Source organism: Streptomyces sp. L2 (genome assembly GCF_004124325.1).
In the GTDB taxonomy this organism is placed as follows: Bacteria; Actinomycetota; Actinomycetes; order Streptomycetales; family Streptomycetaceae; genus Streptomyces.
The window spans coordinates 5920181-5946434 of the sequence record NZ_QBDT01000001.1; the positions used below are offsets into that span (position 1 = coordinate 5920181).

Consider the following 26254-nt stretch of genomic DNA (forward strand, 5'->3'; position numbering starts at 1 on the left):
CGTGCCGGGCCCTCTTGGGGATCACAGGCTCAGCTCCGGATGCAGCCGGTCGAGGGTCCACACCTGGTGGCGGCGGGCCGACAGCGCCGTCAGCGCGAGGGCGCCCGCGGTGAACGCGGCCAGCACCGCGCACGCCTGCCACACCGGGCCGAGTCCGCCGCCCGTGATCAGCCGGCGCAGGGCGTCGACGACGTGGCTCATCGGCAGGAACGGGTGCAGCGCGTTGAAGAACGCGGGGCTGGTCTGCACCGGGTAGGTGCCGCCCGCCGAGGTCAGCTGCACCATCAGCAGCGCCAGCACGAGGATCCGGCCCGCGGCGCCGAAGCGGGCGTTCAGCCACTGGACGATCGCCGCGAAGCAGGCGGTGACCAGGCACAGGAAGCCGATCGTGCCGGCCGCGCGGGTCATCTGCAGGCCGATCGCCCAGTGCAGGACGGCCATCAGGGCGAGCGTCTGCAGCACGCCCACCGCGACCACCGGCAGCCAGCCCGCCAGCGCGGTCCGCCAGGCCGGCGAACCGACCGCCAGGGCTCGCCGGTTGAGCGGCGGGATCAGCATGTACGCCACCATCGCGCCGACCCACAGGGACAGCGGGATGAAGTACGGGGCGAAGCCGGTGCCGTAGTTGGGTGCCTTGTGCAGGTCGTGGGTGGCGAGCTGGACCGGGTCGGCCATCACGCCGGTGCGGTGCTCGCGGTCGTTCTTGTCGTAGTCGGGGATCTTCCTGGCGCCGGCGTGCAGTCCGCCGGCGAGCTTTCCGGAGCCGTCGGCCAGCTTGTAGATGCCGCTGTGCAGGGTGATGGAACCGGTCTTGGCCGTGCCGAGGCCCTTGTCCAGCTTCGTGGCGCCCGTCTTCGCGGTGCCGAGCCCGGTGTGCAGCTTCTTCGCCCCGTCGGCGACCTTCGCGGCGCCGTCGTTCAGCTTGTTGATCTTCTTGACGGCGTCGTCGACGTCCTCGTAGAGGTGCGGCGAGCGGTCGGCGAGGTCCTGGGCCTGCTTCTGGAGGGTGCCGAGGTTGTCCTTGAGCGTCTTCAGGTCGCCGTTCTGGTCGGCGATCAGCGTGTTGAGGTCGTCGGCGACCGAGGCCACGTCGGCGGCCGCCTGCTTGGCCTTCTTCAGGTCGGGACAGACGGGGTCGGGGAGCGTCGCCTTCTCGCAGCGGGCCTGATAGACCTCGTCGAGGGTGGTGGAGGCGGCGTGGGCGGTCTTGGCGGCGCCCGGGGCGAGCTTCACCAGTTCACCGAGGTTGTCCTTGACGGTCTTGGCGGAGTCCGCGACCAGCTGGGCGGTGTCCCCGATGGTCTTCTCGTTGTCCTTCAGATAGGGGCCGGTCCTGTCGAAGACGCCGTTCACCTTGTCGGCGAGCGCCTGGGTGCCGTCCGCGACCTGCTGCGAACCGTCCTCCAGTGTGCCCGCGCCGGTGTCCAGCTTCTTCAGGCCCTTGGCCAGCTTGCCGCTGCCCTTCTTGGCGTCCTTCAGGCCGTCGGCGAGGTCCTCGGAACCCTTCTTCGCCTTGCCCAGGCCGCCCTTGAGCTTGTCGGCGCCCTCGGCGGCCGTCACCGTCTTGCCGTGGATGTCCGAGAACGACACGAAGATCTTGTCCAGGAAGCCCCGGGACGCGTGCGTGGACGCCGCCGAGCGGACCTCGTTGAAGACGGTGCGGGAGATCTGGCCGACGATGTAGTTGTTCGCGTCGTTCGTCCGGACCTGGAGCGCGCCCGTCTCCGGGGAGTCGCCCGCGCTGGACGCGATCCGCCGGCTGAAGTCGGCCGGCATGGTCAGGGACAGGTAGTAGGTGCCGTCCTCCACGCCCCGGCGGGCCTCGGCGGCGCTCACCTCGTGCCAGTCGAAGGTCCGGCTGTCGCGCAGCCCGTCGACGATGTCGTCGCCCGCCGCGATCCTCTGCCCGTCGGCGGTCGCCCCCTTGTCGTCGTTGACCAGGGCGACCGGGATGCGGTCCAGCCGGCCGTACGGGTCCCAGAAGGACCACAGGTACAGGGCGCCGTACAGCAGGGGCAGCACCAGCAGCGCGACCAGGGCCGCGCGCGGGAGCCGGCCGCGGCCGAAGCGCCGCAGCTCAAGAACGGCCAGCCTCGGCGAGCGCATCGGAGTCCTCCTCTCCGGTGGAGGTGGCGTCGGTGGTGGTTGCGGCGGTGTCGGTCCCGGTGTCCGTGACGGCGTCCGTGTCCGTGTCCGTGTCGGTCTCCGTGTCCGTGGAGACGGTGACGGTGCCGGCGTCCTCGGGGGCGGTGCGGCACACGGCCACGACCGTCGTCCCCGCGCGCGTGAGGGACCGCAGCAGGTTCCACGCCTCCGTGCGCTCGGTGTCCGAGAGCTTCAGGTCGAGGTCGTCGACGCCGAGCAGCCGGGGCCGGCCGATCAGCGCCAGGGCGACGGAGAGGCGCAGGGCCTCCATCCGCTCCAGGTCCCGTACGGCCGTCCGGGAGCCCTTGGGCAGTGTCTCCGGGTCGAGTCCGGCGGCGGCCAGGGCCGCGTCGACGCGCAACCGGGCCCCGTGCGTCCGCTCGGGACGGGGCCGCAGCACCTCGCGCAGGGCGCCGCCGAACCTGCGCTGCAGCAGGGCCCGCTCGCGCAGGTGCTCGCCGACCGTCAGGGCCGGTTCCAGGTCGGTGACCCCGGCGACGTGGGCGAGGGCCGCGACGCGGCGCACGGCGGCCATCCGCCGGGGGAGCGGGAGGCCGCCCGCCTCGGCCGTCCCCTCGGTGGGCTTCATCCGGCCCGTGAGCGCGAGCAGCAGGCACGTACGGCCGGAGCCGGACGGTCCCTCGATCGCGATCAGCGAGCCGGGCTCCGCGTCGAGGGTGACCCCGCGGAAGGCCCAGCCCCGCGACCCCTTGAGCCCCAGGCGGTCGGCCCTGACCCGTACGCCCTCCACGCGGCCGCCCTCCACGCCGCCGCCCCCGCGATCCCCGCCGTCCATCCGCCCCGCCCTGCTTCCCGTGCCCGAGTATTTGAACTGACTGGTCAGTGCAAAAATACTCCCGAACTGTCGGTCGAGGCAAAAGCGCAGGTCAGAACGGATTGTCAGTGCCATACCTCACGATGGGCACATACGGCACCCGTGCCGTCACCCAGACGACAGGAGGTTCGTCATGGCCAACCCGTCCGCGGCCGCCGCCAGCCGGCGCCGCGCCACCGGCCCTGCCCCCTCACTGACCGGTCCGGCGAGCGACGTGCACCCCGTGCTCCGCCGGGCCACGGCCCCGCCCGCCGCCCTCGACCTGCTCGCCCAGGCCCGCGCCGGGCTGGACGAGGCAGCCGTCCTGGACACGCCGAACGAGCGCTATGCGACGGCCCACCTCGCCGCTCTGCGCACCGCCGCCGCCGTGCTCGCGGCCCGGGGCCGCCCCGATCCCGCACCGCGGCGCCGGCCCCGGATCCGCAGCGCCTGGGAGGTGCTGCCGGAGATAGCGCCCGAGCTGACCGAGTGGAGCGCCCTGTTCGCCTCCGGAGCCGCCCGCCGGGCCCGCGCGGAGGCGGGTATCCCGGGCGCCGCCGGCCGCCGGGACGCCGACGACCTCGTACGGGACGTGGCGATGTTCATCCGCCTCGTCGAGCGGATGCTCACCCTCCAGCCGGTCCTGCCCCAGCCCCGGCCGGACACCGGCCGGCCGGCAGCGCCCAGAGCCCGCGACGACCTCCCGGACGCGGGCTGACCCCGGACCGGCCGCAGGCTCGCCCCGTCCCGGCCCGCGCACCGTGTCCGGCGTGCGAGACGGACCCGGCGGCGTGCGGCCGCGATGACCAGGCAGGGCGGCGGAGGCAATAGGGTGGAGGTCGCTCAAGCTTCCGCCCTTCCGAGGAGTCAACGCCGTGTCGGACCCGATGCGCCCGCCCGTCTCCCCCCAGCACCCCCAGGCGGCGTCGCTGCGCTCCGACCCCTCCCGGTCCCGCGCCTCCCTGCGGACCGCCGTGGTGTGGGAGGTCCTCCAGGACGCGCTCGACCGCCGGGTCAAGTCCACCGGACGGGAGTCGCTGGACGTACTCGACACCGGGGGCGGCAGCGGCAACTTCGCCGTGCCCGTCGCCCGCCTCGGCCACCGCGTCACCGTCGTCGACCCCAGCCCCAACGCGCTGTTCGCGCTGGAGCGCCGGGCCGCCGAGGCCGGCGTCGCCGACCGGGTCAAGGGCGTGCAGGGCGATGCGCACGGCCTGTTCGACGTGGTGGAGCGCGGCGGCTACGACGTGGTGCTGTTCCACGGCGTCCTGGAGTACGTCGACGATCCGGCCGAGGGCATCCGCAACGCGGTCGCCGCGCTGCGCGAGGAGGGCGTCCTCAGCCTGCTCGCCGCGGGCCTCGGCGGCGCCGTGCTCGCCCGCGCCCTCGCCGGTCACTTCACCGAGGCCAAGCAGGCCCTGCACGACCCCGAGGGCCGCTGGGGCTCCGGCGACCCGATGCCCCGCCGCTTCACCGCCGACCAGCTCATCGCGCTCGTCGAGGGCGCCGGGCTCACGGTCGGCGCTGTGCACGGCGTGCGGGTCTTCGCCGACCTGGTGCCCGGCGTCCTCGTGGACACCGAGCCGAGCGCCCTGGAAGCCCTGTTGAAGCTGGAGGCCGCCGCGGCCGCGCTGCCCGCGTTCCAGTCCGTGGCCACGCAGCTCCACGTACTCGGTGAGACCGGCGGCGGCGCGTAGACCTGACCCGCCGCTGATCAGCGGCGGGACGGCGGATGGAGTACACCACAAGCCGCCCGAACGAGGGGTTTGCGCCGTATGATCGAGGTGAACCGCCCGGCATGACGGGTCGGCCGCCGGGGAATGGAAGCCTCAGCGAGCCGGGACGTGATGGCGGGCCCCGGTTGGCCGATTGGCGTAGAGGGGCGGGTTTCACGGGGTCGATTCCCTGCCTATCCTGAAGGGACCCCCCGGGTCGCCCCGGCGACTGCACGACGAGGAGGACTCCGTGCCGCTCTCTGACCACGAGCAGCGAATGCTTGAGCAGATGGAGCGAGCGCTGTACGCCGAAGACCCCAAGTTCGCGACAGCGCTTGAGGGAAACGGGCTGCGAACGTACACCCGGCGTCGGGTCTACCAGGCGGTCGCGGGCTTCCTCGTGGGTATCGCGCTCCTCATGGCCGGAATGGTCGCACAGCAGATCTGGATCAGTGTGGTCGGCTTCCTGGTGATGCTGGGCTGCGCCGTCCTCGCCGTCACCGGCTGGCGCAAGGCGCCCAAGCCCGGTGAACAGCCGGCGGCGGGTGCCCCGCGCCGCCAGGTGCGGCCCAAGCGCTCGATGATGGACCGGATCGAGGAGCGCTGGCAGCGCCGCCGCGACGAACAACAGGGCCGCTAGCGACCCGCTCCCGACATCCGTGAGGGGTGCCCACCACCAGGTGGGCACCCCTCACGCGTGTCCTGCCACCGCCACGGGCCCCTCCCCGAGGGGAGAGGGCCCGTGGCTCAGCCCTGCCGGCCCGGCTTCAGCCCTGCTGGCCCGACGGCCTCCGCAGGCTCGGCCGGGTCGCCGTCACCCGGGCCCTGACACCGGCCCAGCGGGCCGATGCCGCCCACAGCAGCCGCACCGCCGAACGCGGTGCGAACCGTGCCCGCAGCCGGCCGCGGCGGCCCAGGCCCGCGTTCAGCGCGGTGACCGCCCGGCGCACATCCTCCGCGAGCCCGGCGACCGCCCCCGGCCGGGGGGCGTACAGCACCCGCTCCACCGCGTCCGCCACCCGGTGCACCGCGGCCCCGGCCGCCGGATCGAGGCGGCCCAGCCGGACGATCCGGGCGGCCGTCCCGCGCGGCGTCTGCGACTCGTCCGGCGGGATGCCGGCGTCCCAGGCGCTGTCGGTCAGCTCCTGCCACACGGCCAGCGTGTGCGCGGCCGCGCCCTCCTCGGACCGCGCGTACCCGCCCAGCCGCAGCGACCGCACCCGCGACCGCCACAGCATCGGCGACAGCGGCACCGCGAGGACGGCCAGAACGGCGAGCCCGATCAGCGCGTACCACCACGGGGGAGTCCCGCCGCCGCCACCGGACGGCGCCGCCGCCGCGGACGGGCTCTCGCACCCGCCCAGCCTGCGCAGGCCCGCCGAGCAGCTCTCCGTCGGGGAGGCCGCCGCCGAGGGCGCCGAAGACGCGTTCCTGGACGGCAGCGCCGGGTCCGGCACCGCCGTGCCCGGCGAGTCCGACTGGGTGTACGACGGCACCGTGCCCCGGGTCGGAGTCGGCTCGAAGCGGGTCCAGCCCACGCCCTCGAAGTACAGCTCGGGCCAGGCGTGCGCGTCCTTCAGGCTCACCGACACCGTGCCGTCCGCCTGCGGGGTGCCCGGCGCGAAACCCACCGCCACGCGGGCCGGGATGCCCAGCGTGCGGGCCATCGCCGCCATGGCGAAGGAGAAGTGCACGCAGAAGCCCTGCTTCTTCCGCAGGAACGCCGCGATCGCGTTCGGGCCCCGGCCGACCTCCACCTGGGTGTCGTAGGTGAAGCCGCCCGACACGGCGAAGTAGTCCTGGAGCTTCACCGCCTCCTCGTAGTGGCTCGACGCGCCCGAGGTGACCTGTCGCGCGGTGTCGGCCACCACCTTCGGCAGCGCCGACGGCACCTTGGTGTACTCGCGCTCCAGGGCCGCGGGCGGCGCCGGGGCGTCGGCCAGCTGCTGCGCCGTCGGCCGCACGTCCAGGCTGGTCACCCGGTACTTCTCGCCGCGCGTCGTCTGCCCGTGGTCGCCGACCAGCGTCATGCCGACCGGCTCGTACCGCCAGCGGCCGCTGATGTCCACGCCGCTCGGCGGGTACGGCATGGGCAGCCAGTCCTGCGCGTACCAGTCCGCCGCCGTGATGGTCGTGCGCACCGTCGTCCGCTTGATGTCCGTGCCCAGGCCCACGGGTGCCGGGAAGGTGTGCGGCACACCGACGATGTGCCGCTGCGACGGCTTCCAGGTGGTGCCGTCGAAGTCGTCCAGCGAGACGATCCGCAGGTACAGGTCCGAGATGTCCTCGCTGCTCGTCCGCACCGAGAGCACCTGGCGGTCGTTGTCCGAGTTGAGGCTGTCCCGCAGCGACACCAGCGGGTTGACCGCCGAGATCGTGCCGCCGTCGCCGCTGCCCGGGCCCACGCCGGTCCCGGCCGCGTCCAGCAGACCGCCCTGCATCGCCGGCAGCGTGAGCGGCACCACCAGCGCGACGCCGAGCGCCACCGCGCCGATCCGGCGCCCGGTGCGCACCGGCGCCACCGCGCCCTCCGGGTCGCCCGGCGTCCGCGGCGCGCCGCCGAACACCCGGCCCCACTGGGCGAGCCGGTCCCGGCCCTCCGCGAGCAGCAGCATCAGATAGCCGCCCGCCGCGACCAGGAACCACAGCCAGTCCGCGCCGCCGTCGGACAGCCCGGCGGCCACCGAGTACAGCGCGAGTAGCGGCAGACCCGCCGGGGCGGCACTGCGGAAGGTCACCGCGAGGGTGTCCACCAGCAGGCCGATCAGCAGGACACCGCCGATCAGCATCAGCTTGATGCCGTCGGTGACCGGCGCCGGTATCGCATACCGGCTGACGTCGTCCGAACCCTGCTGGAGGAGGTCGGCGACGTGCGCGAACGCGTCCGGGCCGGGAATCAGCCCGAGGACCGCCTGCTCCCGGGCGAAGAACACCGTCAGCAGGAGCACGGAGACCAGGAGCTGCGCCGCCACCGTCAGGGGCCGGCCCAGCGGCACCCGGCGGGCGGCCATGCCCACCCCGGTCTGCACGGCGACCAGCAGGGCCGCCTCGAACAGCCAGCTCGGCTGGTCGACCAGGGGGAGCAGCGAGCACGACGCCATCAGCGTGGCCGCGGCGGCACACAGGGCCAGTCGGGCCCGCCCGCTCATCACAGTGCCTCCCCGCTCACGGCGGCCAGGCCCGACCGTTCCCGGTCCGCCCGCCGCCACAGTTCGTTCAGCGCGCCGCCGCGCGGCACGCTCAGCGCCGTCCAGCCGGCCTCGCGCAGCATCCGCAGCCGCTCCTCGTGCCGGCTGCCCGGCGCCGGCACGTCGGTGGGCTCCCGCACCCAGGTGTCCGGGTCCAGGACGAACGCGACGCCGCCGCCGCTGCGCCGGCGCATCCTGGCGACCGTCGCCGCCTGGTCCTCGTCCAGATCGCCCAGGAAGGCGATCAGGAGGCCCTCGTTCCCGCCGCGCAGCACGTCGTAGGCGCGGGACAGGCCCGTGCCGTCGGAGTGGTCGATCACCGCGAGGGTGTCCATCATCAGCCCGGCCGCGTCCGCCGTCTCCTGGCCGCCCGCGAACCCGTCGGAGCCCTCGCCGGGCACCGAGCTCCCGGTGTCCGTCAGCAGCCGCACCGAGAAGCCGCGTTCGAGCATGTGCACGAGCACCGAGGCGGCGGCGGACACCGCCCACTCGAAGGCCGAGTCGGGGCCCGCGCCCTCGTAGCCGATGCCCCGGGTGTCCAGCAGCACCGTGCAGCGGGAGCGGCGCGGCTGCTCCTCACGGCGCACCATCAGCTCGCCGTAGCGCGCGGTGGACCGCCAGTGCACCCGGCGCAGGTCGTCGCCGTACCGGTAGCCGCGCGGGATCACGTCGTCCTCGCCGGCGAGGGCCAGCGAGCGCTGCCGCCCGTCGCCGTACCCCTTGGCCTCGCCGCTGAAGCGGACCGTGGCCAGCGCCTCCACGCGCGGGACGACGGTCAGCGTGTCGTACGCCGAGAAGGAGCGAGTCAGTTCGCACATCCCGAACGGATCGCTGAGCCGCAGTTGCAGCGGGCCCAGCGGATAGCGGCCGCGCAGGTCCGAGCGGACCCGGTAGGACACCTCGCGGCGGCCGCCCGGCTCCACCCGGTCCAGCACGAAGCGGGGCCGCGGCCCGAGGACGTACGGCACCCGGTCCTGAAGCATCAGCAGCCCGGTGGGCAGCCGGGAGACGTTGTCCATCCGCAGATGCACCCGGGCCTCGCTGCCGGCCGGCACGCGCGCGGGGGAGAGGCGGCGGCTGCCGGCCACCCGGTAGCGGGTGCGGAACAGCACGGCCGCGCAGATCAGCGGCAGCGCGGCGAGCAGCAGACCGACCCGGAGCAGGTCGTTCTGCCCCAGCACGTAGGCGCACACCGCCGCGGCGATCCCGGCCGCCAGGAAGGACCGGCCGCGGGTGGTGAGCCCCGCCAGGGCCGTGCGGACGCCGCTCTTCTCGCCGCGGTCGGTCTCCGCCGGTCCCGTCCCCCCCGCGCTCATCACAGACCCCGCGGGGGCTGCTGCGGATACGCCGGCACGCCCCGGCCGAGGCCGCCGAACCCGCTCTGCCGGCCGGGCTCCGCGGGCACCGGGGTGCGCTGCAGGATCTCCTGCACCACCTGCTCGGCGGTGCGCCGGTTCAGCTGGGCCTGCGCGGTGGGCAGCAGGCGGTGCGCGAGGACGGCGACGGCGAGGGCCTGCACGTCGTCCGGCAGCGCGTACTCCCGGCCGGCCAGGGCCGCGGCCGCCTTCGCCGCGCGCAGCAGGTGCAGCGTCGCACGCGGGGAGGCGCCGAGTCTGAGGTCGGGGTGCGCGCGCGTGGCGGCGACCAGGTCCACCGCGTAGCGCCGGACCGGTTCGGCCACGTGGACGCCGCGCACCGCCTCGATCAGCTTCACCACGTCGTGCGCGTGCGCCACCGGCTGCAGGTCCTCCAGCGGGGACACCCCGCCGTGCACGTCCAGCATCCGCAGCTCGGCGTCCGCGCTCGGGTAGCCGACGGAGACGCGGGCCATGAAGCGGTCGCGCTGGGCCTCGGGCAGCGGGTAGGTGCCCTCCATCTCGACCGGGTTCTGCGTGGCCACCACCATGAAGGGGCTCGGCAGCTCGTAGGTCTGCCCGTCGATGGTGACCTGGCGCTCCTCCATGGACTCCAGCAGCGCGGACTGCGTCTTGGGGGAGGCGCGGTTGATCTCGTCGCCGATCACGATCTGCGCGAAGATGGCGCCCGGCTTGAACTCGAAGTCCCGCTGCTGCTGGTCCCAGATGGACACGCCGGTGATGTCCGACGGCAGCAGGTCGGGCGTGAACTGGATGCGCCGCACCGAGCAGTCGATGGACCGGGCCAGCGCCTTGGCGAGCATCGTCTTGCCCACGCCGGGGACATCCTCGATCAGCAGATGCCCCTCGGCGAGCAGCACGGTCAGCGAAAGCCGCACGACCTCGGGCTTGCCCTCGATCACACCCTCCACCGACCTGCGGACACGCTCCACAGTGGCGGTCAGATCAGTGAGGTTCGCTCGATCGTCATAGGTCGTCACCCGGCCCTCCTCGGCCCGTTCTTACTCCGGGCCGACGCTCTGCGATGCGAAACCGGCCCACCCCGAACACGGACACCACGCATGAAAGGTTCTACGCGTGACGCCACACCCCCGCATTCTTGCCGCCGTTACCGATTCGTGTCACTCGCCTGTGGACAACTGCCCGCACTATGTCGGTCTTGCGGCCTTTTCCACCGACGTTCTCGACGTCGCCGGTGGAAGGAGTGCGCAGGTGGGGGCTCGGGACGGGCCGGTACGGCGGGTCAGGCGGGGTCGATCTCGCGCAGCCGGCCGGTCTTCACGTCGAACACGAAGCCGCGCACGTCGTCGGTGTGGAGCAGGAACGGGGAGGTGCGCACGCGCTCCATGGACTGCCGCACGTCCTGGTCGACGTCCTTGAACGCCTCGACCGGCCAGACGGGACGCTGACCGACCTCCAGCTCCAGCTCGTGCCGAAACTCCTCGGTGATCATCTCCATGCCGCAGTTCGAGTGGTGGATGAGGACCACGCTGCGGGTGCCGAGCGCGCGCTGGCTGATGGCCAGCGAGCGGATCACGTCGTCGGTGACGACGCCGCCCGCGTTGCGCAGGGTGTGACAGTCGCCGAGGTGCAGACCGAGCGCGGCGTGCAGGTCGATACGGGCGTCCATGCACGCCACGACCGCGACGTTCAGCACCGGCCGGGCGTCCATCCCGGGGTCGGTGAACTTGTCGGCGTACCGCTCGTTGGCCTCGACGAGCCGGTCGATGGTGCCGTCGGATCCACTGGAAGCTGATGCAGAAGTCGTCATAGACATGACGCTACAAGCGCACCGCCCGGTGGGCCCGGTACCGGAGCGGACAAAAGAACGCCATCGTGGCTTGTTGTGAGCGACTCCACACGCTGGGCAAACCCGGCCGACCGGGTGAATACCGTCCCATCGCGGCACCTGGGGCACTCCCGCGGGCGACGCGCAGGTCGGTTGATTGACCGCGCGACACGGTGGACTAAAGTGACGCGAAGCGAGAGGCGAGGCCCTCCTCGCTGGTGACTTTCCCGCCAGACCCCGGCACGCGTCCGGCGGTCTTCCCACGTGCGCGGCGCGTACGTACGGCTCGGCCTCCTCCCGCTCCCGGCCGGCCGACGCCTCCGGCGCCGGCGGGCCCGCCCCTTGCCGAGCGGGCGGGGACCCGGCGGTGCGCACGACCGGGTCGGACCTGAGAGGCTACTTTGACCCAGAGTCGACATGTTCCGGTGATGCTCCAGCGGTGTCTGGACCTGCTGGCCCCCGCCCTGGAGCGGCCCGGAGCGGTGGTCGTCGACTGCACCCTCGGCCTCGGCGGCCACAGCGAGGCGCTGCTCGCCCGCTTCCCCGAGGCGCGGCTCATCGGCCTCGACCGGGACAAGGAGGCGCTGCGGCTCTCCGGCGAGCGCCTCGCCCCGTACGGCGACCGGGCCACCCTGGTGCACGCCGTCTACGACGAGTTGCCCGAGGTGCTGGACAGACTCGACCTCGCGCGCGTGCAGGGCGTGCTGTTCGATCTCGGGGTGTCCTCCATGCAACTGGACGAGGCCGACCGGGGCTTCGCCTACGCCCAGGACGCCCCGCTGGACATGCGCATGGACCAGACGACCGGCATGAGCGCCGCGGAGGTCCTCAACACCTACCCGGCGGGTGAACTGGTGCGCATCCTGAGGGCGTACGGCGAGGAGAAGCAGGCCAAGCGGATCGTCTCCGCGGTCGTCCGCGAACGCGAGAAGGAGCCGTTCACCAACAGCGCGCGGCTCGTCGAACTGATCCGCGACGCCCTCCCGCAGGCCGCCAAGCGCACCGGGGGCAACCCGGCCAAGCGCACCTTCCAGGCGCTGCGCATCGAGGTCAACGGCGAACTGTCCGTCCTGGAACGGGCGATCCCGGCCGCCGTGAAGGCGCTCGACGTCGACGGACGCCTCGCCGTGCTGTCGTACCACTCGCTCGAAGACCGGCTGGTGAAGCAGGTGTTCGCGGCCGGCGCCGCGTCCACGGCTCCGCCCGGACTGCCCGTCGTGCCCGAGCGCTACCAGCCGAGACTCAAGCTGCTCACGCGTGGTGCCGAACTTCCCACCGAGGAAGAGATCGCGCAGAACCGCCGGGCCGCCCCGGCACGGCTGCGCGGCGCCCAGCGGATCAGGGAGGACGTCGAGTGAGCGGATCGGGTCGGTCCGGTTCCCCAGCCCACCGCAGGTCCGGTGCGACCCGCGGGAGGCCCGGTGAGTAGAAAACCCCAGCTGAAGGGGCGGGCCGCCCGGCTCGCCCGGCTCTTCCCGGCCGGCCGCGCCAAGGCCGCCCGTGCCCCGTTCGTGCTCCTCGTCGTCCTGCTCCTCGGCGGCGGCCTCATCGGTCTGCTGGTGCTGAACTCGGCGCTCAGCGAAGGCTCGTTCAAACTCGACGACCTGCAGAAGAGCACCAAGAACCTCACCGACGAGGAACAGGCCCTCCAGCGGGACATCGACGCCTACTCGGCGCCCGACGCCCTCCAGCGCCGCGCCCGCCAGCTCGGCATGGTCCCCGGCGGCGACCCGGTCTTCCTGGGCCCCGACGGCACCGTGAAGGGCGTACCGAGCCCCGCCGCACCGGAGCCCGCGTCCCTCCACGACCCGGTGGCCCCCGAGGCCCTGCCGCCGGGCGCCACGCCCACCGCGTCCCCGACGCCCACGCCGAGCGCCACCACCCCCGGCCCCACGGCCACCCCCACGCCCACCGCTCCCGCGGTGACCCCCCTCAGCACCCCGGCGCAGCCCGCCCCGACCCCGACCCCCGGCAGGTGACGGAAGTGTCCGACAGGGAACCGCCGCGCCGCCGCGTGCCCAGGCCCGCCACGTCCTCCCCGCGCCCCCGGCCACGCCCGGACCGGGGCGAGCCCCCGCGCGCGCGGGGCGCCGTACGCAGGCAGCCCGGGCCCGGCGCCCGCCCGCCCCGCCGCCCCTCCTCCGCCTCGGCGGCCCGGTCCCCGGTCCGGCGTCCGCTCCGGCTCGGCAGCCCCCGCCCCCGGCTGCGCATGGTCGCGCTCGCCCTGACGCTGGTGCTGGCCGCCTGCGTCGTACGGCTGCTGCAGGTGCAGGCCGTCGACGCGAGCACGTACGCCGCGATGGCCGAGCAGAACCGGTACGTCGTGCACACGCTGGCCGCCGAGCGCGGCGGCATCACCGACCGCAACGGCGTCGCCCTCGCCGTCAGCGAGGACGCGTACGACATCACCGCCGACCCGACGATGTTCACCCGCAAGCAGCTGAAGATCGACGACGGCCCCGAGCAGGCCGCCGCGCTCCTCGCGCCCATCCTCGGGCAGAGCCGGCCCGCCCTGGTGAAGAAGCTGCGGCCCGCGAACAAGGCGTCCCGCTACGCGCGGCTGGCCGTCCGGCAGACCCCGCAGGTCTGGAAGCAGATCAAGGACCTGCGGGCCACCCTCGCCAAGAAGGCCGAGACGGACAACAACACGGCCAACGTGCTCGCCGGTGTCTTCGCCGACCCCAGCAGCAAGCGCGTGTACCCCAACGGCGACCTCGCCGCCGGGGTGCTGGGCTGGGTCAACGCCGACGGCAAGGGCGGCGGCGGCATCGAGCAGGCGCTGAACGGGGAACTGGCCGGCCAGGACGGCAAGATCCGCTACGCCCAGTCCGGCGGCCGTGAGGTGCCCACCGCGGGCTCCACCGAGACCCCGCCCGTGCCCGGCTCCGACATCGAGCTGACGATCGACCGGGACATCCAGTGGGCCGCGCAGAAGGCCATCAGCGAGCAGGTGAAGAAGTCCAAGGCGGACCGCGGCTACGTCATCGTCCAGGACGCCCGCAGCGGCCAGGTCCTCGCCATGGCCAACGCCCCCGGCTTCGACCCCAACGACCTCGCGCACGCCGACGCCGCGGCCATGGGCAACGCGGCCGTCCAGGACGCCTACGAGCCCGGCTCCACCGCCAAGGTGATGTCCATGTCGGCCGTGCTCCAGGCGCACGTCGCCACCCCGCTCACCCACGTCGTCGTACCGAACCGGCTGCACCGCGGCGACCGGCTGTTCTCGGACGACGTCGACCACAAGACCGAGTACCTGACCCTCAACGGGGTGCTCGCCCAGTCCAGCAACATCGGCACCATCCTGGCCACCGGCGAACTGGGCAAGACCCAGCCGGAGGCCAACAAGGTGCTCTACTCGTACCTGCGCGCCTTCGGCATGGGCAGGCCCACCGGACTCGGCTTCCCCGGCGCCACGGCGGGCATCCTCGCCCCGCCGTCGAAGTGGTCGACGTCGCAGCAGTACACGATTCCTTTCGGCCAGGGCTTCTCCCTGAACGCGATGCAGGCGGCGTCCATCTACTCGACGATCGCCAACGGCGGCGTGCGCGTCGAGCCGACCCTGGTGCGCGGCACCCGCGGCGCCGACGGGCGGTTCACCCCCGCCCCCCAGCCCGACAAGAGGCGGGTGGTCAGCGCGAAGACCGCCAAGGCCGTCGCCCAGATGCTGGAGTCCGTCGTCGACGACGAGCACGGCACCGGCAACAAGGCCCGCATCCCCGGCTACCGGGTCGCGGGCAAGACGGGCACCGCCAACCGCGTGGATCCGGCCACCGGCAGGTACCACGGCTACACCTCCTCGTTCGCCGGATTCGCACCCGCGGACAACCCACGCGTCACCGTCTACTGCGCCATCCAGAACGCCACCTCGGGCAGCTACTTCGGCGGCTCCATCTGCGGCCCGATCTACAAGCAGGTGATGGAGTTCGCCCTGAAGACCCTCCAGGTCCCGCCCACCGGCGCCGGTCCGGCGAACCTGCCCGTCACCTACAAGCCCTGACCGGCGGCCCGCCGTACCGCGCCCCCGCGCACCACGGAAAGCACTCGGAAGCACACGGAAAGCACCAGGAACGAGCCCGTGACAACGATCACCCCCGATCCCGGGAACCACGGCGCCCCCGCCCCCTCACTTCGCCCCGGAGCGGGTACGCCCGGTACGCTCACCGCCGTGCCACACGCTGATCAGTCCCAAACCACCCAGAAAGGCGCTTCCGTGACATACCCGGGACCGCCCCGACCGGTTCAGGTCACCGCCACACCCCTCGCGGAGCTGGCCGGTCAGCTGGGTGCCGCCGCTCCCGACGCCGCCGCCGGAGTCACGGGAATCACCCACGACTCGCGCGCCGTGCGCCCCGGCGACCTGTACGCCGCCCTGCCGGGCGCCCGCCTGCACGGCGCGGACTTCGTCACCCAGGCCGCCGGCCTCGGCGCGGTCGCCGTGCTGACCGACCCGTCGGGCGCCGAGCGCGCTTCGGCCACCGGACTGCCCGTGCTGGTCGTCGGCGACCCGCGCGCGCAGATGGGCGAACTCGCGGCCACCATCTACGGCCGGCCGGGCCGCGATCTGCTCCAGATCGGCATCACCGGCACCTCCGGCAAGACCACCACCGCCTACCTCGTCGAGGGCGGCCTGCGCACGGCGAAGTCCACCGGACTGGTCGGCACGGTCGAGATGCGCATCGGCGACGAGCGCATCAAGTCCGAGCGCACCACCCCCGAAGCCACCGATCTGCAGGCCCTGTTCGCGGTCATGCGGGAACGCGGCGTCGAGGCCGTCGCCATGGAGGTCTCCAGCCACGCGCTGGTGCTCGGCCGGGTCGACGGCTGCGTCTTCGACATCGCCGTGTTCACCAACCTCAGCCCGGAGCACATGGAGTTCCACTCCGGCATGGAGGACTACTTCCAGGCCAAGGCCCAGCTGTTCACGCCGGAGCGCAGCAGGCTCGGCGTGGTCAACCTCGACGACGACTACGGCCGCCGGCTCGTCACCGAGGCCACCGTCCCCGTCGTCACCTTCTCCGCCGAGGGCCACCCGGACGCCGACTGGCGCGCCGAGGACGTCCAGGTCGGCCCGGTGGACTCCACGTTCACCGTGCTCGGCCCGAACGGCGAGCGGATCGCCGCCAAGTCCCCGATCGCGGGCCCGTTCAACGTGGCCAACACCCTGGCCGCGATCGTCGCCCTCGCCGCGGCCGGCCTCGACCCGCAGACCGCCGCCGACGGCATCGCCGCCGTGCCGGGCGTGCCCGGCCGCCTGGAGCGCGTGGACGCCGGCCAGCCCTACCTGGCGGTCGTCGACTACGCGCACAAGACCGACGCCGTCGAATCGGTCCTCAAGGCCCTGCGCAAGGTCACCAAGGGCCGGCTGCACGTCGTCCTCGGCTGCGGCGGCGACCGGGACACCACCAAGCGGGCCCCCATGGGCGCCGCGGCGGCCCGGCTCTCCGACACGGCCGTGCTCACCTCCGACAACCCCCGCTCCGAGGATCCGCTCGCGATCCTCGCGACCATGCTCCAGGGCGCGGCCTCCGTGCCCGCGCACGAGCGCGGCGAGGTGCTCCTGTTCGAGGACCGGGCCGCCGCCATCGCCGCCGCCGTGGGCCGCGCCGAGCCCGGCGACACCGTGCTGATCGCGGGCAAGGGCCACGAGCAGGGCCAGGACATCGCCGGGGTGGTGCGTCCCTTCGACGACCGCCAGGTGCTCCGCGAAGCCATCCAGAACACCCAGGGATGAAAATCCTCGAACCCCAGGGGATGAACTTGTGATCGCCCTCTCCCTCGCCGAGATCGTAAGCGTCGTCGGCGGGCAGACGCACGACATACCGGATCCGTCCGTCCAGGTCACGGGACCGGTCGTCCGGGACTCCCGGGAGGTCCGGGACGGCAGCCTCTTCGTCGCCTTCGTCGGCGAGCGCGTGGACGGCCACGACTTCGCGGCGCAGGTGATCGAGGCGGGCGCGGCCGCGGTACTGGCCTCCCGCCCGGTCGGTGTTCCCGCGATCGTCGTGGACGACGTGCAGGCCGCCCTCGGCGCCCTCGCCCGGCACGTCGTACGCCGGCTCGGCGCGACCCTCGTCGCCCTGACCGGCTCGGCGGGCAAGACCAGCACCAAGGACCTCATCGCGCAGGTCCTGATGCGCCACGCGCCGACCGTGTTCACGCCGCAGTCGCTCAACAACGAGATCGGGCTGCCGCTGACCGCCCTGACCGCCACCGAGGAGACCCGGTTCCTCGTGCTGGAGATGGGCGCCCGCGGCCTCGGCCACATCCGCTACCTCACCGAACTGACCCCGCCCCGGATCGGCCTGGTCCTCAACGTCGGCACCGCCCACATCGGCGAGTTCGGCGGGCGCGAGCAGATCGCGCAGGCCAAGGGCGAGATGGTGGAGGCGCTCCCCGAGGACGGGGCCGCGATCCTCAACGCCGACGACCCGCTGGTGCGGGCCATGGCCTCCCGTACCAAGGCGAAGGTGGTCCTTTTCGGAGAGTCGGCCGAAGCGGACGTACGCGCCGAGAACGTACGACTCACGGACAGCGGACAGCCGTCGTTCAGGCTTCACACACCCTCCGGTGCAAGCGATGTGACGATGCGCCTGTACGGTGAGCACCACGTGTCGAACGCGCTCGCCGCGGCCGCCGTCGCCCATGAGCTGGGCATGTCCGCAAGTGAGATCGCCACCGCGCTCTCCGAGGCGGGCTCCCTCTCCCGCTGGCGCATGGAGGTCACCGAGCGCCCGGACGGCGTGACCATCGTCAACGACGCCTACAACGCCAACCCCGAGTCCATGCGGGCCGCCCTCAGGGCTCTCGCGGCCATGGGAAAGGGGCGCCGCACGTGGGCGGTGCTCGGCAAGATGGCCGAGCTGGGGGACGAGGCGCTCGCCGAGCACGACGCCGTCGGACGGCTCGCCGTCCGGCTCAATGTCGGCAAGCTCGTCGCCGTCGGCGGGGTCGAGGCCTCCTGGCTGCAACTGGGCGCATACAACGAGGGTTCGTGGGGTGAGGAGTCGGTGCACGTGTCCGACGCACAGGCGGCGGTCGACCTGTTGCGCAGCGAGTTGCGCCCGGGAGACGTCGTTCTCGTGAAGGCGTCCCGTTCGGTGGGTCTGGAGAGCGTCGCCGAGGCGCTGACCGGGACGGGTGCCGAGGGCGAGGTCGCCGCCCGATGATGAACCAGATCCTGTTCTCGGGAGTCATCGGCCTCTTCCTGACGCTGGTCGGCACCCCGCTGCTGATCAAGCTCCTCGCCCGCAAGGGCTACGGCCAGTACATCCGTGACGACGGCCCGCGCGAGCACGCCAGCAAGCGCGGCACGCCGACCATGGGCGGCATCGCCTTCATCCTGGCGACGGTCGTCGCCTACTTCCTGAGCAAGGTGATCACCGGCAAGCCGCCGACGTTCTCCGGCGTGCTGGTGCTCGGCCTGATGGTCGGCATGGGTCTGGTCGGGTTCCTCGACGACTACATCAAGATCGTCAAGCGCCGGTCGCTGGGCCTGCGGGCGAAGGCCAAGATGGCCGGCCAGCTGATCGTCGGCATCGCCTTCGCCGTGCTGTCGCTGATGTTCTCCGACGCGCGCGGCAACACCCCGGCGTCCACCAAGCTGTCGTTCATCACGGACTTCGGCTGGTCGATCGGCCCCGTGCTGTTCGTCGTCTGGGCGCTGTTCATGATCCTCGCGATGTCGAACGGCGTGAACCTCACCGACGGTCTGGACGGCCTCGCCACCGGCGCCTCCGTCCTGGTCTTCGGCGCCTACACGTTCATCGGCGTCTGGCAGTTCCAGGAATCCTGCGCCAACGCGACGACCCTGACCAACCCGGGCGCCTGCTACGAGGTGCGCGACCCGCTCGACCTGGCCGTGGTCGCCTCCGCGCTGATGGGGGCCTGCCTGGGCTTCCTGTGGTGGAACACCTCGCCGGCCAAGATCTTCATGGGCGACACCGGTTCGCTCGCCCTCGGCGGTGTCCTCACCGGCCTGGCCATCCTCTCGCGCACCGAGCTGCTGGTGGCCATCATGGGCGGCCTGTTCGTCCTCATCACCATGTCGGTCGTCATCCAGGTCGGCTCCTTCCGGCTCACCGGGAAGCGCGTCTTCCGGATGGCGCCCCTCCAGCACCACTTCGAACTCAAGGGCTGGTCCGAGGTCCTGGTGGTGGTCCGCTTCTGGATCATCCAAGGCATCTGTGTGATCGTCGGACTGGGCCTCTTCTACGCGGGATGGGCAGCGGAAAAGTGACCACCGGCTCGGCACCCCTCGACCTCCGGGGCAAGCACGTCACCGTCGCCGGACTCGGCGTCTCCGGTATCCCGGCGGCCAAGGTGCTGCACGCGCGCGGCGCGCGCGTCACGGTCGTCAACGACGGCGACGACGCACGCGCGCGTGCCCAGGCCGAGGAGCTGCGGGCGCTCGGCGTCACCGTGCGCCTGGGCGACGGGGCGACCCTCCCGGAGGGCACCGAGCTGATCGTCACCACACCCGGCTGGAAGCCCGACAAGCCGCTGTTCCTCGCCGCCGCCGAGGCCAGCGTGCCGGTCTGGGGCGACGTGGAGCTGGCCTGGCGGCTGCGCGGGCCCGACGCGGCGCCCTGGCTGGCCGTCACGGGCACCAACGGCAAGACCACCACCGTGCAGATGCTCGCCTCGATCCTGAAGGCGGCCGGGCTGCGCACCGCCGCCGTCGGCAACATCGGCGTCTCCCTGCTCGACGTGGTCCTCGGCGAGGAGACGTATGACGTCCTCGCCGTCGAACTCTCCAGCTACCAGCTGCACTGGGCGCCCTCCCTGCGCGCCCACTCCGCCACCGTCCTCAACCTCGCCCCGGACCACCTCGACTGGCACGGCTCCATGGAGGCCTACGCCGCCGACAAGGGCCGTATCTACGAGGGCAACCGGGTCGCCTGCGTCTACAACGTCGCGGACAAGCGCACTGAGGACCTGGTGCGCGAGGCGGACGTCGAGGAGGGCTGCCGGGCGGTCGGGTTCACCCTGGGCACCCCCGGACCCTCCCAGCTCGGCGTCGTGGAGGGCATCCTCGTCGACCGGGCCTTCGTCGAGAACCGGCACAAGAACGCGCAGGAGCTGGCCGAGGTCGCCGACGTCGACCCGCCGGCCCCGCACAACATCGCCAACGCCCTCGCCGCCGCCGCCCTCGCGCGCGCCTTCGGGGTGCCGGCCGCGGCCGTACGCGACGGACTGCGGGCCTTCCGCCCCGACGCCCACCGCATCACCCACGTCGCCGACCTCGACGGCGTCTCCTACATCGACGACTCCAAGGCCACCAACACCCACGCGGCCGAAGCGTCGTTGGCGGCATACGATCCGATCGTATGGATCGCGGGCGGTCTGGCGAAGGGCGCCACCTTCGACGAACTGGTCGCCAGGTCCGCGCCGCGCCTGCGCGCCGCCGTCCTGATCGGCGCCGACCGCGCCCTCATCCGCGACGCCCTCGCGCGACACGCCCCCGAAGTACCCGTCGTCGACCTCGAACAGACCGACACTGGGGCGATGCTCCGGGCGGTGACGGAGGCCAGGCGGCTCGCGCGGCCCGGCGACACGGTGCTGCTGGCCCCGGCCTGCGCCTCCATGGACATGTTCACCAACTACAACCAGCGCGGTGACGCGTTCGCGGCGGCGGTCCGCGAACTCGGCGCCTGACCCCGGCCGCCTGCCGGGCGGACTTTGGGAGGGACGCGTGGGACGGTCGACGTTCAGTGGAGGCGCCCATGCCCGGTAGCCGTACCGGACGCCCGCCCGTACAGCGGGCGTCCCGGCGCCCAGCGGTGGCCCGCACGCCGCGCGAGAACCCCTTCCAGCGGTTCCTCACGCGCGCGCGGAAGGCCTGGGACCGGCCGCTGACCGCCTACTACCTGATCCTCGGCGGCAGTCTGCTGATCACCGTGCTCGGCCTGGTGATGGTCTACTCGGCCTCCCAGATCACCGCGCTGCAGCTGTCGCTGCCCGGGTCGTACTTCTTCCGCAAGCAGGCCCTCGCCGCGCTCATCGGCGGCGCCCTGCTCCTCGCGGCCGCCCGCATGCCGGTCAGGCTGCACCGGGCGCTCGCCTACCCGATCCTGGCCGGCGCCGTCTTCCTCATGGCCCTGGTGCAGGTGCCGGGGATAGGGATGGCGGTCAACGGCAACCAGAACTGGATCTCCCTCGGCGGCTCCTTCCAGATCCAGCCCAGCGAGTTCGGCAAGCTCGCCCTGGTGCTGTGGGGCGCGGACCTGATCGCCCGCAAGCACGAGAAGAAGCTGCTGACCCAGTGGAAGCACATGCTGGTGCCCCTGGTCCCGGTCGCCTTCCTGCTCCTCGGGCTGATCATGCTCGGCGGCGACATGGGCACGGCGATCATCCTCACCGCGATCCTGTTCGGCCTGCTGTGGCTGGCCGGCGCCCCGACCCGGCTGTTCGTCGGCGTGCTCTCCGTCGCCGGCGCGATCGGCGTGCTGCTGATCAGGACCAGCCCCAACCGGATGGCCCGCCTCGCCTGCATCGGCGCCACCCGGCCCAAGACCTCCGGTGCCGACTGCTGGCAGGCCGTGCACGGCATCTACGCCCTCGCCTCCGGTGGAATCTTTGGCTCCGGGCTCGGTGCGAGTGTGGAGAAATGGGGCCAACTGCCCGAAGCCCACACCGACTTCATCTTCGCCGTCACCGGTGAGGAACTGGGCCTGGCGGGAACACTGTCGGTGCTCGCCCTGTTCGCGGCTCTAGGCTATGCGGGTATCCGCGTGGCCGGACGCACGGAGGACCCCTTCGTGAGGTATGCCGCGGGAGGTGTGACCACCTGGATCACCGCCCAGGCAGTGATCAACATCGGTGCGGTGCTCGGCCTGCTGCCGATCGCCGGTGTCCCCCTCCCGCTGTTCTCCTACGGGGGTTCCGCCCTGCTGCCGACCATGTTCGCCGTCGGGCTGCTGATCGCCTTCGCGCGGGACGAGCCCGCCGCACGGGCGGCGCTTGCGATGCGGCAACCTCGCTTTGGTAGAAAGCGGGCGGGAGGTTCCCGCACCGGGCGCACGTCCGGCCGGGAACCACGGAGATGGAACACGATGCGACGGCGTGCCACCACGGCGCGTTCGTCCGGAGAGCGGTGAATTTCGGTGCATGTCGTACTCGCCGGCGGAGGTACCGCGGGCCACATCGAGCCCGCGCTCGCCCTCGCGGACGCCCTGCGCAGGCAGGACCCGACCGTGGGCATCACGGCCCTCGGCACGGAGCGGGGCCTGGAGACCCGGCTCGTCCCCGAGCGGGGCTACGAGCTGGCGCTGATCCCGGCCGTGCCGCTGCCGCGCAAGCCCACCCCCGAGCTGATCACCGTCCCGGGCCGGCTGCGCGGCACGATCAAGGCCGCCGAGCAGATCCTGGAGCGCACCAAGGCGGACGCCGTGGTCGGCTTCGGCGGCTACGTCGCCCTGCCCGGCTACCTGGCCGCCAAGCGCCTCGGCGTGCCCATCGTGATCCACGAGGCCAACGCCCGGCCCGGACTGGCCAACAAGATCGGCTCCCGGTACGCGGCCCGCGTCGCCGTGTCCACCCCGGACAGCAAGCTGCGTGACGCCCGCTACATCGGCATCCCGCTGCGCCGCGCCATCGCCACCCTGGACCGCGCGGCCGCCCGCCCCGAGGCGCGCCACCGCTTCGGCCTCGACCCGAATCTGCCCACGCTGCTCGTCTCGGGCGGCTCGCAGGGCGCCCGCCGCCTCAACGAGGTGGTCCAGCAGGTCGCTCCCTGGCTCCAGCAGGCCGGTATCCAGATCCTGCACGCGGTCGGTCCGAAGAATGAACTGCCGCAGGTGCACCAGATGCCGGGTATGCCGCCCTATATCCCGGTAAGTTACCTGGACCGGATGGACCTCGCGTACGCCGCGGCCGACATGATGCTGTGCCGCGCGGGCGCGATGACCGTCGCCGAACTCTCCGCCGTCGGACTCCCGGCCGCCTACGTCCCGCTGCCCATCGGCAACGGCGAACAGCGGCTGAACGCCCAGCCGGTGGTCAAGGCCGGGGGCGGACTCCTCGTCGACGACGCGGACCTCACGCCCGAGTGGGTGCAGCACAACGTGCTGCCCGTGCTCGCCGACCCGCACCGGCTGTACGAGATGTCCCGCGCCGCCGGTGAGTTCGGCCGCCGGGACGCCGACGACCTGCTCGTCGGCATGGTGTACGAGGCGATCGCCTCACGCCGATAGGACCGTATGACGAAAGGGCAGTGAGGTGGCCGGACCGACTACCGCCGAGCGCGGTGAACGCCAGCAGGAGTCGTCCGGCCCGCCGCCCGCCCGCCGGTGGCGCAGGCCGCGCGTTCGTACGATCGTCATCCTGGCGGTGCTCGTCGTGCTCCTCAGCGCGGGCGCCCTCTGGGCGTTGTACGGCTCCAACTGGCTGCGCGTCGAGCGCGTCTCGGTCTCCGGCACCCGGGTGCTGACCCCCGCCGACGTGCGCGAGGCCGCCTCCGTCCCGGTCGGCGATCCCATGATCTCCGTCGACACGGACGCCATCGAGGCCCGGCTCCGCCAGAAACTGCCCCGCATCGACACGGTCGACGTCGTCCGGTCCTGGCCGCACGGGATCGGGCTGAGGGTGACGGAGCGTACGCCCGTGCTCCTCGTCCGCAAGGCCGGGAACTATGTCGAAGTCGACCACAAGGGCGTCCGGTTCGCCACGGTTTCACAGGCTCCGAAGAACGTTCCGCTGCTGGAACTGACAGCTTCCCGTTCGGGTTCGGCCGCCGCGAGTTTCCGGCGCTTCGGCACCGATCGGCTGGTGCGCGAGGCGGTCACCGTGGCGGGCGACCTCCCGGCCGCCGTCGCCCAGGACACCCGGACCCTCCAAATCCGCTCCTACGACGCCGTCTCGCTGGAGTTGAGCGGTGGCCGCACGGTGCTGTGGGGCAGCGGCGAGAACGGCCGCGACAAGGCACGGGTCCTCACAGCACTCATGAAAGCAGCTCCGGACGCGCGGCACTTCGACGTGAGTGTGCCCACCGCCCCTGCGTCATCGGGGAGTTGACGCACATCAGCGCAGGCCAGCACCCTGGTTGGGCACTGCTACGCCTGATCACATAGGGTGAAAAGAAAAACGGGAGGTTCGGCGTGTTCGTTGAACGGGCGCCACTTGTCGACTTAGTGTCCTGTTCAGAAGACTCCAGGGAACAGACACACTGGTAACCCTAAACTTCAGGGTTAGGGTTCGGGTCGGCGTTCGGACCGTCCCATTCGGCATCCGTCGTCCCGGCGCGGGACACCGCTCGGCGGCGACAACGTAATTCGAGGCGAGAGGCCTTCGACGTGGCAGCACCGCAGAACTACCTCGCAGTCATCAAGGTCATCGGTGTCGGCGGCGGTGGTGTCAATGCCATCAACCGGATGATCGAAGTCGGTCTCAAGGGTGTCGAGTTCATCGCCATCAACACCGACGCACAGGCGCTGTTGATGAGCGACGCCGACGTCAAGCTCGACGTCGGCCGCGAACTGACCCGCGGACTCGGCGCCGGCGCCAACCCGGCCGTCGGCCGCAAGGCCGCCGAGGACCACCGCGAGGAGATCGAGGAGGTCCTCAAGGGGGCCGACATGGTCTTCGTCACGGCCGGTGAAGGCGGCGGCACCGGCACCGGCGGCGCGCCCGTCGTGGCCAACATCGCGCGCTCGCTCGGCGCCCTCACGATCGGCGTGGTCACGCGCCCGTTCACCTTCGAGGGACGGCGCCGCGCGAACCAGGCCGAGGACGGCATCGCCGAACTCCGCGAAGAGGTCGACACCCTCATCGTCATCCCCAACGACCGGCTGCTGTCCATCTCGGACCGCCAGGTCTCGGTCCTCGACGCCTTCAAGTCGGCGGACCAGGTCCTGCTCTCCGGTGTGCAGGGCATCACCGACCTCATCACCACCCCCGGCCTGATCAACCTCGACTTCGCCGACGTCAAGTCGGTCATGTCCGAGGCCGGCTCCGCCCTCATGGGCATCGGCTCGGCCCGCGGCGACGACCGCGCGGTGGCCGCCGCCGAGATGGCGATCTCCTCCCCGCTGCTGGAGGCGTCCATCGACGGCGCCCGCGGTGTGCTGCTCTCCATCTCCGGCGGCTCCGACCTCGGCCTGTTCGAGATCAACGAGGCCGCCCAGCTGGTCAGCGAGGCCGCCCACCCGGAGGCCAACATCATCTTCGGCGCCGTCATCGACGACGCCCTCGGCGACGAGGTCCGGGTCACCGTCATCGCGGCCGGCTTCGACGGCGGCCAGCCGCCGGCCCGCCGGGACAACGTCCTCGGCTCCGCCTCCTCCTCCACCTCCGCGCCCCGCCGCGAGGAGCCCGCGCCGGCCCGGCAGCCCGAGAGCAGCCGCCCGTCCTTCGGCTCGCTCGGCAGCGTGACGCCGAAGGAGGAGCCGGAGCAGACGCCCGAGCCGGTGGCCGACGTCACCGTCACCCCGGCGGTCCCGCCCGCGCCGCGGACCTACTCGGACAGCTCGGCCGAGGAACTGGACGTGCCGGACTTCCTCAAGTGATAGGACAGCGCGAGAGCGTGAGCGGCGCGCACTTCGCCTTCACCGACCGGTGGGGCGGGGTGAGCGCCGCTCCGTATGAGGAGCTGAACCTCGGCGGGGCCGTCGGCGACGAGCCCGGAGCGGTCCGGACCAACCGGGAACTGGCGGCCACGTCGCTCGGCCTCGACCCCGCCCGGGTCGTCTGGATGCACCAGGTGCATGGCGCCGACGTCGAGGTCGTCGAGGCGCCCTGGGGTGACAGGCCCGCACCGGAGGTCGACGCGGTCGTCACCGCCCGCCGCGGACTCGCCCTCGCCGTCCTCACCGCCGACTGCCTGCCGGTGCTGCTCGCCGACCCGGTCGCCGGGATCGCCGGCGCGGCCCACGCGGGCCGGCCCGGACTGGTCGAGGGCGTGGTCCCCGCCGTCGTACGGGCCATGGCGGAACTCGGCGCCGACCCGGCCCGGATCGTCGCCCGCACCGGGCCGGCCGTCTGCGGCCGGTGCTACGAGGTGCCGGCGGCGATGCGCGCCGAGGTGGCCGCCGTCGAGCCGGCGGCGCACGCCGAGACGAGCTGGGGGACACCGGCCGTCGACGTGAGCGCCGGCGTGCGCGCACAGCTCGACCGGCTCGGCGTGCGCGACCTGGCGCACGCGCCGGTGTGCACGCTGGAATCGGGCGACCACTTCTCGTACCGCCGCGACCGCGCCACCGGGCGGCTCGCGAGCTACGTCTGGCTGGACTGAT

General features: G+C 72.6%; 21 protein-coding genes. 15 read left to right on the forward strand and 6 right to left on the reverse strand.

What is annotated here, in order from left to right; translation table 11 throughout:
- Positions 1–21: 21 nt before the first annotated feature.
- Both DBP14_RS26455 and DBP14_RS26460 read right to left on the reverse strand, forming a co-directional pair.
- Positions 22–2106 carry a YhgE/Pip domain-containing protein gene (locus DBP14_RS26455; protein ID WP_129309607.1) on the reverse strand — a complete coding sequence of 695 codons (2085 nt, stop codon included), beginning with the start codon at positions 2104–2106 and terminating at the stop codon, positions 22–24.
- Positions 2078–2941 (reverse strand): ATP-binding cassette domain-containing protein, encoded by an 864-nt coding sequence (locus DBP14_RS26460; protein WP_129309608.1) that lies wholly within the window; start codon positions 2939–2941, stop codon positions 2078–2080. The genes DBP14_RS26455 and DBP14_RS26460 overlap by 29 nt, the downstream gene beginning before the upstream one ends.
- A gap of 172 nt (positions 2942–3113) precedes the next feature.
- Here DBP14_RS26460 and DBP14_RS26465 point away from each other — a divergent pair, with 172 nt between their 5' ends.
- The 3 genes from DBP14_RS26465 (at position 3114) to DBP14_RS26475 (ending at position 5314) form a co-directional block, all read left to right on the forward strand.
- On the forward strand, positions 3114–3677 hold the full coding sequence (locus tag DBP14_RS26465; RefSeq protein WP_129309609.1) for an SAV_6107 family HEPN domain-containing protein: 564 nt from the start codon (positions 3114–3116) through the stop codon (positions 3675–3677).
- Between the two features lie 157 nt (positions 3678–3834).
- Positions 3835–4656 carry a methyltransferase gene (locus DBP14_RS26470; RefSeq protein ID WP_164992413.1) on the forward strand — a complete coding sequence of 274 codons (822 nt, stop codon included), beginning with the start codon at positions 3835–3837 and terminating at the stop codon, positions 4654–4656.
- A gap of 268 nt (positions 4657–4924) precedes the next feature.
- Positions 4925–5314: a DUF3040 domain-containing protein gene (locus DBP14_RS26475; RefSeq protein WP_129309610.1), complete on the forward strand. Its 390-nt coding sequence runs from the start codon at positions 4925–4927 to the stop codon at positions 5312–5314.
- Between the two features lie 127 nt (positions 5315–5441).
- Here the strand turns inward: DBP14_RS26475 and DBP14_RS26480 are convergent, their stop codons facing one another.
- From DBP14_RS26480 to DBP14_RS26495, 4 genes are all read right to left on the reverse strand, one after another.
- A complete protein-coding gene (locus DBP14_RS26480; RefSeq protein WP_129309611.1) occupies positions 5442–7823 on the reverse strand; it encodes a DUF3488 and transglutaminase-like domain-containing protein in 2382 nt (793 codons plus the stop codon).
- Positions 7823–9178: a DUF58 domain-containing protein gene (locus DBP14_RS26485; protein WP_129309612.1), complete on the reverse strand. Its 1356-nt coding sequence runs from the start codon at positions 9176–9178 to the stop codon at positions 7823–7825. Before DBP14_RS26485 ends, DBP14_RS26480 begins: the two co-directional genes overlap by 1 nt.
- Positions 9178–10218, reverse strand: a complete 1041-nt coding sequence (locus DBP14_RS26490; RefSeq protein WP_129309613.1) for a MoxR family ATPase — start codon at positions 10216–10218, stop codon at positions 9178–9180. The genes DBP14_RS26485 and DBP14_RS26490 overlap by 1 nt, the downstream gene beginning before the upstream one ends.
- A 263-nt stretch (positions 10219–10481) precedes the next feature.
- The gene (locus tag DBP14_RS26495) at positions 10482–11009 is read right to left on the reverse strand and encodes a carbonic anhydrase (protein ID WP_129309614.1); all 528 of its coding nucleotides are present in this window, start codon (positions 11007–11009) and stop codon (positions 10482–10484) included.
- Positions 11010–11428: 419 nt separating this feature from the next.
- On the opposite strand from DBP14_RS26495, the gene rsmH reads away from it, so the two are divergent.
- From rsmH to pgeF, 12 genes are all read left to right on the forward strand, one after another.
- Complete coding sequence (gene rsmH / locus DBP14_RS26500; protein WP_129309615.1) at positions 11429–12385, forward strand: 16S rRNA (cytosine(1402)-N(4))-methyltransferase RsmH; 957 nt, start codon at positions 11429–11431, stop codon at positions 12383–12385.
- 63 nt (positions 12386–12448) lie between these two features.
- Positions 12449–13006, forward strand: a complete 558-nt coding sequence (locus tag DBP14_RS26505; RefSeq protein ID WP_129309616.1) for a septum formation initiator family protein — start codon at positions 12449–12451, stop codon at positions 13004–13006.
- A gap of 5 nt (positions 13007–13011) precedes the next feature.
- Positions 13012–15024, forward strand: coding sequence for a penicillin-binding protein 2 (locus DBP14_RS26510; protein ID WP_277752736.1), 2013 nt, complete (start codon positions 13012–13014; stop codon positions 15022–15024).
- Between the two features lie 213 nt (positions 15025–15237).
- The gene (locus DBP14_RS26515) at positions 15238–16758 is read left to right on the forward strand and encodes a UDP-N-acetylmuramoyl-L-alanyl-D-glutamate--2,6-diaminopimelate ligase (RefSeq protein WP_129309618.1); all 1521 of its coding nucleotides are present in this window, start codon (positions 15238–15240) and stop codon (positions 16756–16758) included.
- A 28-nt stretch (positions 16759–16786) separates the two neighbouring features.
- Positions 16787–18193, forward strand: coding sequence for a UDP-N-acetylmuramoyl-tripeptide--D-alanyl-D-alanine ligase (murF, locus tag DBP14_RS26520; protein WP_129309619.1), 1407 nt, complete (start codon positions 16787–16789; stop codon positions 18191–18193).
- Positions 18190–19263 carry a phospho-N-acetylmuramoyl-pentapeptide-transferase gene (gene mraY, locus DBP14_RS26525; protein WP_129309620.1) on the forward strand — a complete coding sequence of 358 codons (1074 nt, stop codon included), beginning with the start codon at positions 18190–18192 and terminating at the stop codon, positions 19261–19263. Before murF ends, mraY begins: the two co-directional genes overlap by 4 nt.
- On the forward strand, positions 19245–20681 hold the full coding sequence (gene murD / locus DBP14_RS26530) for a UDP-N-acetylmuramoyl-L-alanine--D-glutamate ligase (RefSeq protein ID WP_129309621.1): 1437 nt from the start codon (positions 19245–19247) through the stop codon (positions 20679–20681). Before mraY ends, murD begins: the two co-directional genes overlap by 19 nt.
- A 68-nt stretch (positions 20682–20749) precedes the next feature.
- Positions 20750–22123, forward strand: coding sequence for a putative lipid II flippase FtsW (ftsW, locus tag DBP14_RS26535; protein WP_129309622.1), 1374 nt, complete (start codon positions 20750–20752; stop codon positions 22121–22123).
- A gap of 6 nt (positions 22124–22129) precedes the next feature.
- Positions 22130–23218 (forward strand): undecaprenyldiphospho-muramoylpentapeptide beta-N-acetylglucosaminyltransferase, encoded by a 1089-nt coding sequence (murG, locus tag DBP14_RS26540; RefSeq protein ID WP_129309623.1) that lies wholly within the window; start codon positions 22130–22132, stop codon positions 23216–23218.
- 25 nt (positions 23219–23243) lie between these two features.
- Positions 23244–24038, forward strand: coding sequence for an FtsQ-type POTRA domain-containing protein (locus DBP14_RS26545; RefSeq protein WP_129309624.1), 795 nt, complete (start codon positions 23244–23246; stop codon positions 24036–24038).
- Between the two features lie 278 nt (positions 24039–24316).
- Positions 24317–25528: a cell division protein FtsZ gene (gene ftsZ / locus DBP14_RS26550; RefSeq protein WP_129309625.1), complete on the forward strand. Its 1212-nt coding sequence runs from the start codon at positions 24317–24319 to the stop codon at positions 25526–25528.
- The gene (pgeF, locus tag DBP14_RS26555) at positions 25525–26253 is read left to right on the forward strand and encodes a peptidoglycan editing factor PgeF (RefSeq protein ID WP_129309626.1); all 729 of its coding nucleotides are present in this window, start codon (positions 25525–25527) and stop codon (positions 26251–26253) included. Before ftsZ ends, pgeF begins: the two co-directional genes overlap by 4 nt.
- Position 26254 lies beyond the last annotated feature (1 nt).

Coding starts and splice junctions, on each gene's coding strand:
- DBP14_RS26495 (WP_129309614.1), bottom strand. CDS start 11,009: ATGACGACTTCTGCATCAGCTTCCAGTGGATCCGACGGCACCATCGAC.
- DBP14_RS26485 (WP_129309612.1), bottom strand. CDS start 9,178: ATGAGCGCGGGGGGGACGGGACCGGCGGAGACCGACCGCGGCGAGAAG.
- DBP14_RS26460 (WP_129309608.1), bottom strand. CDS start 2,941: ATGGACGGCGGGGATCGCGGGGGCGGCGGCGTGGAGGGCGGCCGCGTG.
- murD (WP_129309621.1), top strand. CDS start 19,245: ATGGGCAGCGGAAAAGTGACCACCGGCTCGGCACCCCTCGACCTCCGG.
- ftsW (WP_129309622.1), top strand. CDS start 20,750: ATGCCCGGTAGCCGTACCGGACGCCCGCCCGTACAGCGGGCGTCCCGG.
- DBP14_RS26455 (WP_129309607.1), bottom strand. CDS start 2,106: ATGCGCTCGCCGAGGCTGGCCGTTCTTGAGCTGCGGCGCTTCGGCCGC.
- DBP14_RS26465 (WP_129309609.1), top strand. CDS start 3,114: ATGGCCAACCCGTCCGCGGCCGCCGCCAGCCGGCGCCGCGCCACCGGC.
- mraY (WP_129309620.1), top strand. CDS start 18,190: ATGATGAACCAGATCCTGTTCTCGGGAGTCATCGGCCTCTTCCTGACG.
- DBP14_RS26480 (WP_129309611.1), bottom strand. CDS start 7,823: ATGAGCGGGCGGGCCCGACTGGCCCTGTGTGCCGCCGCGGCCACGCTG.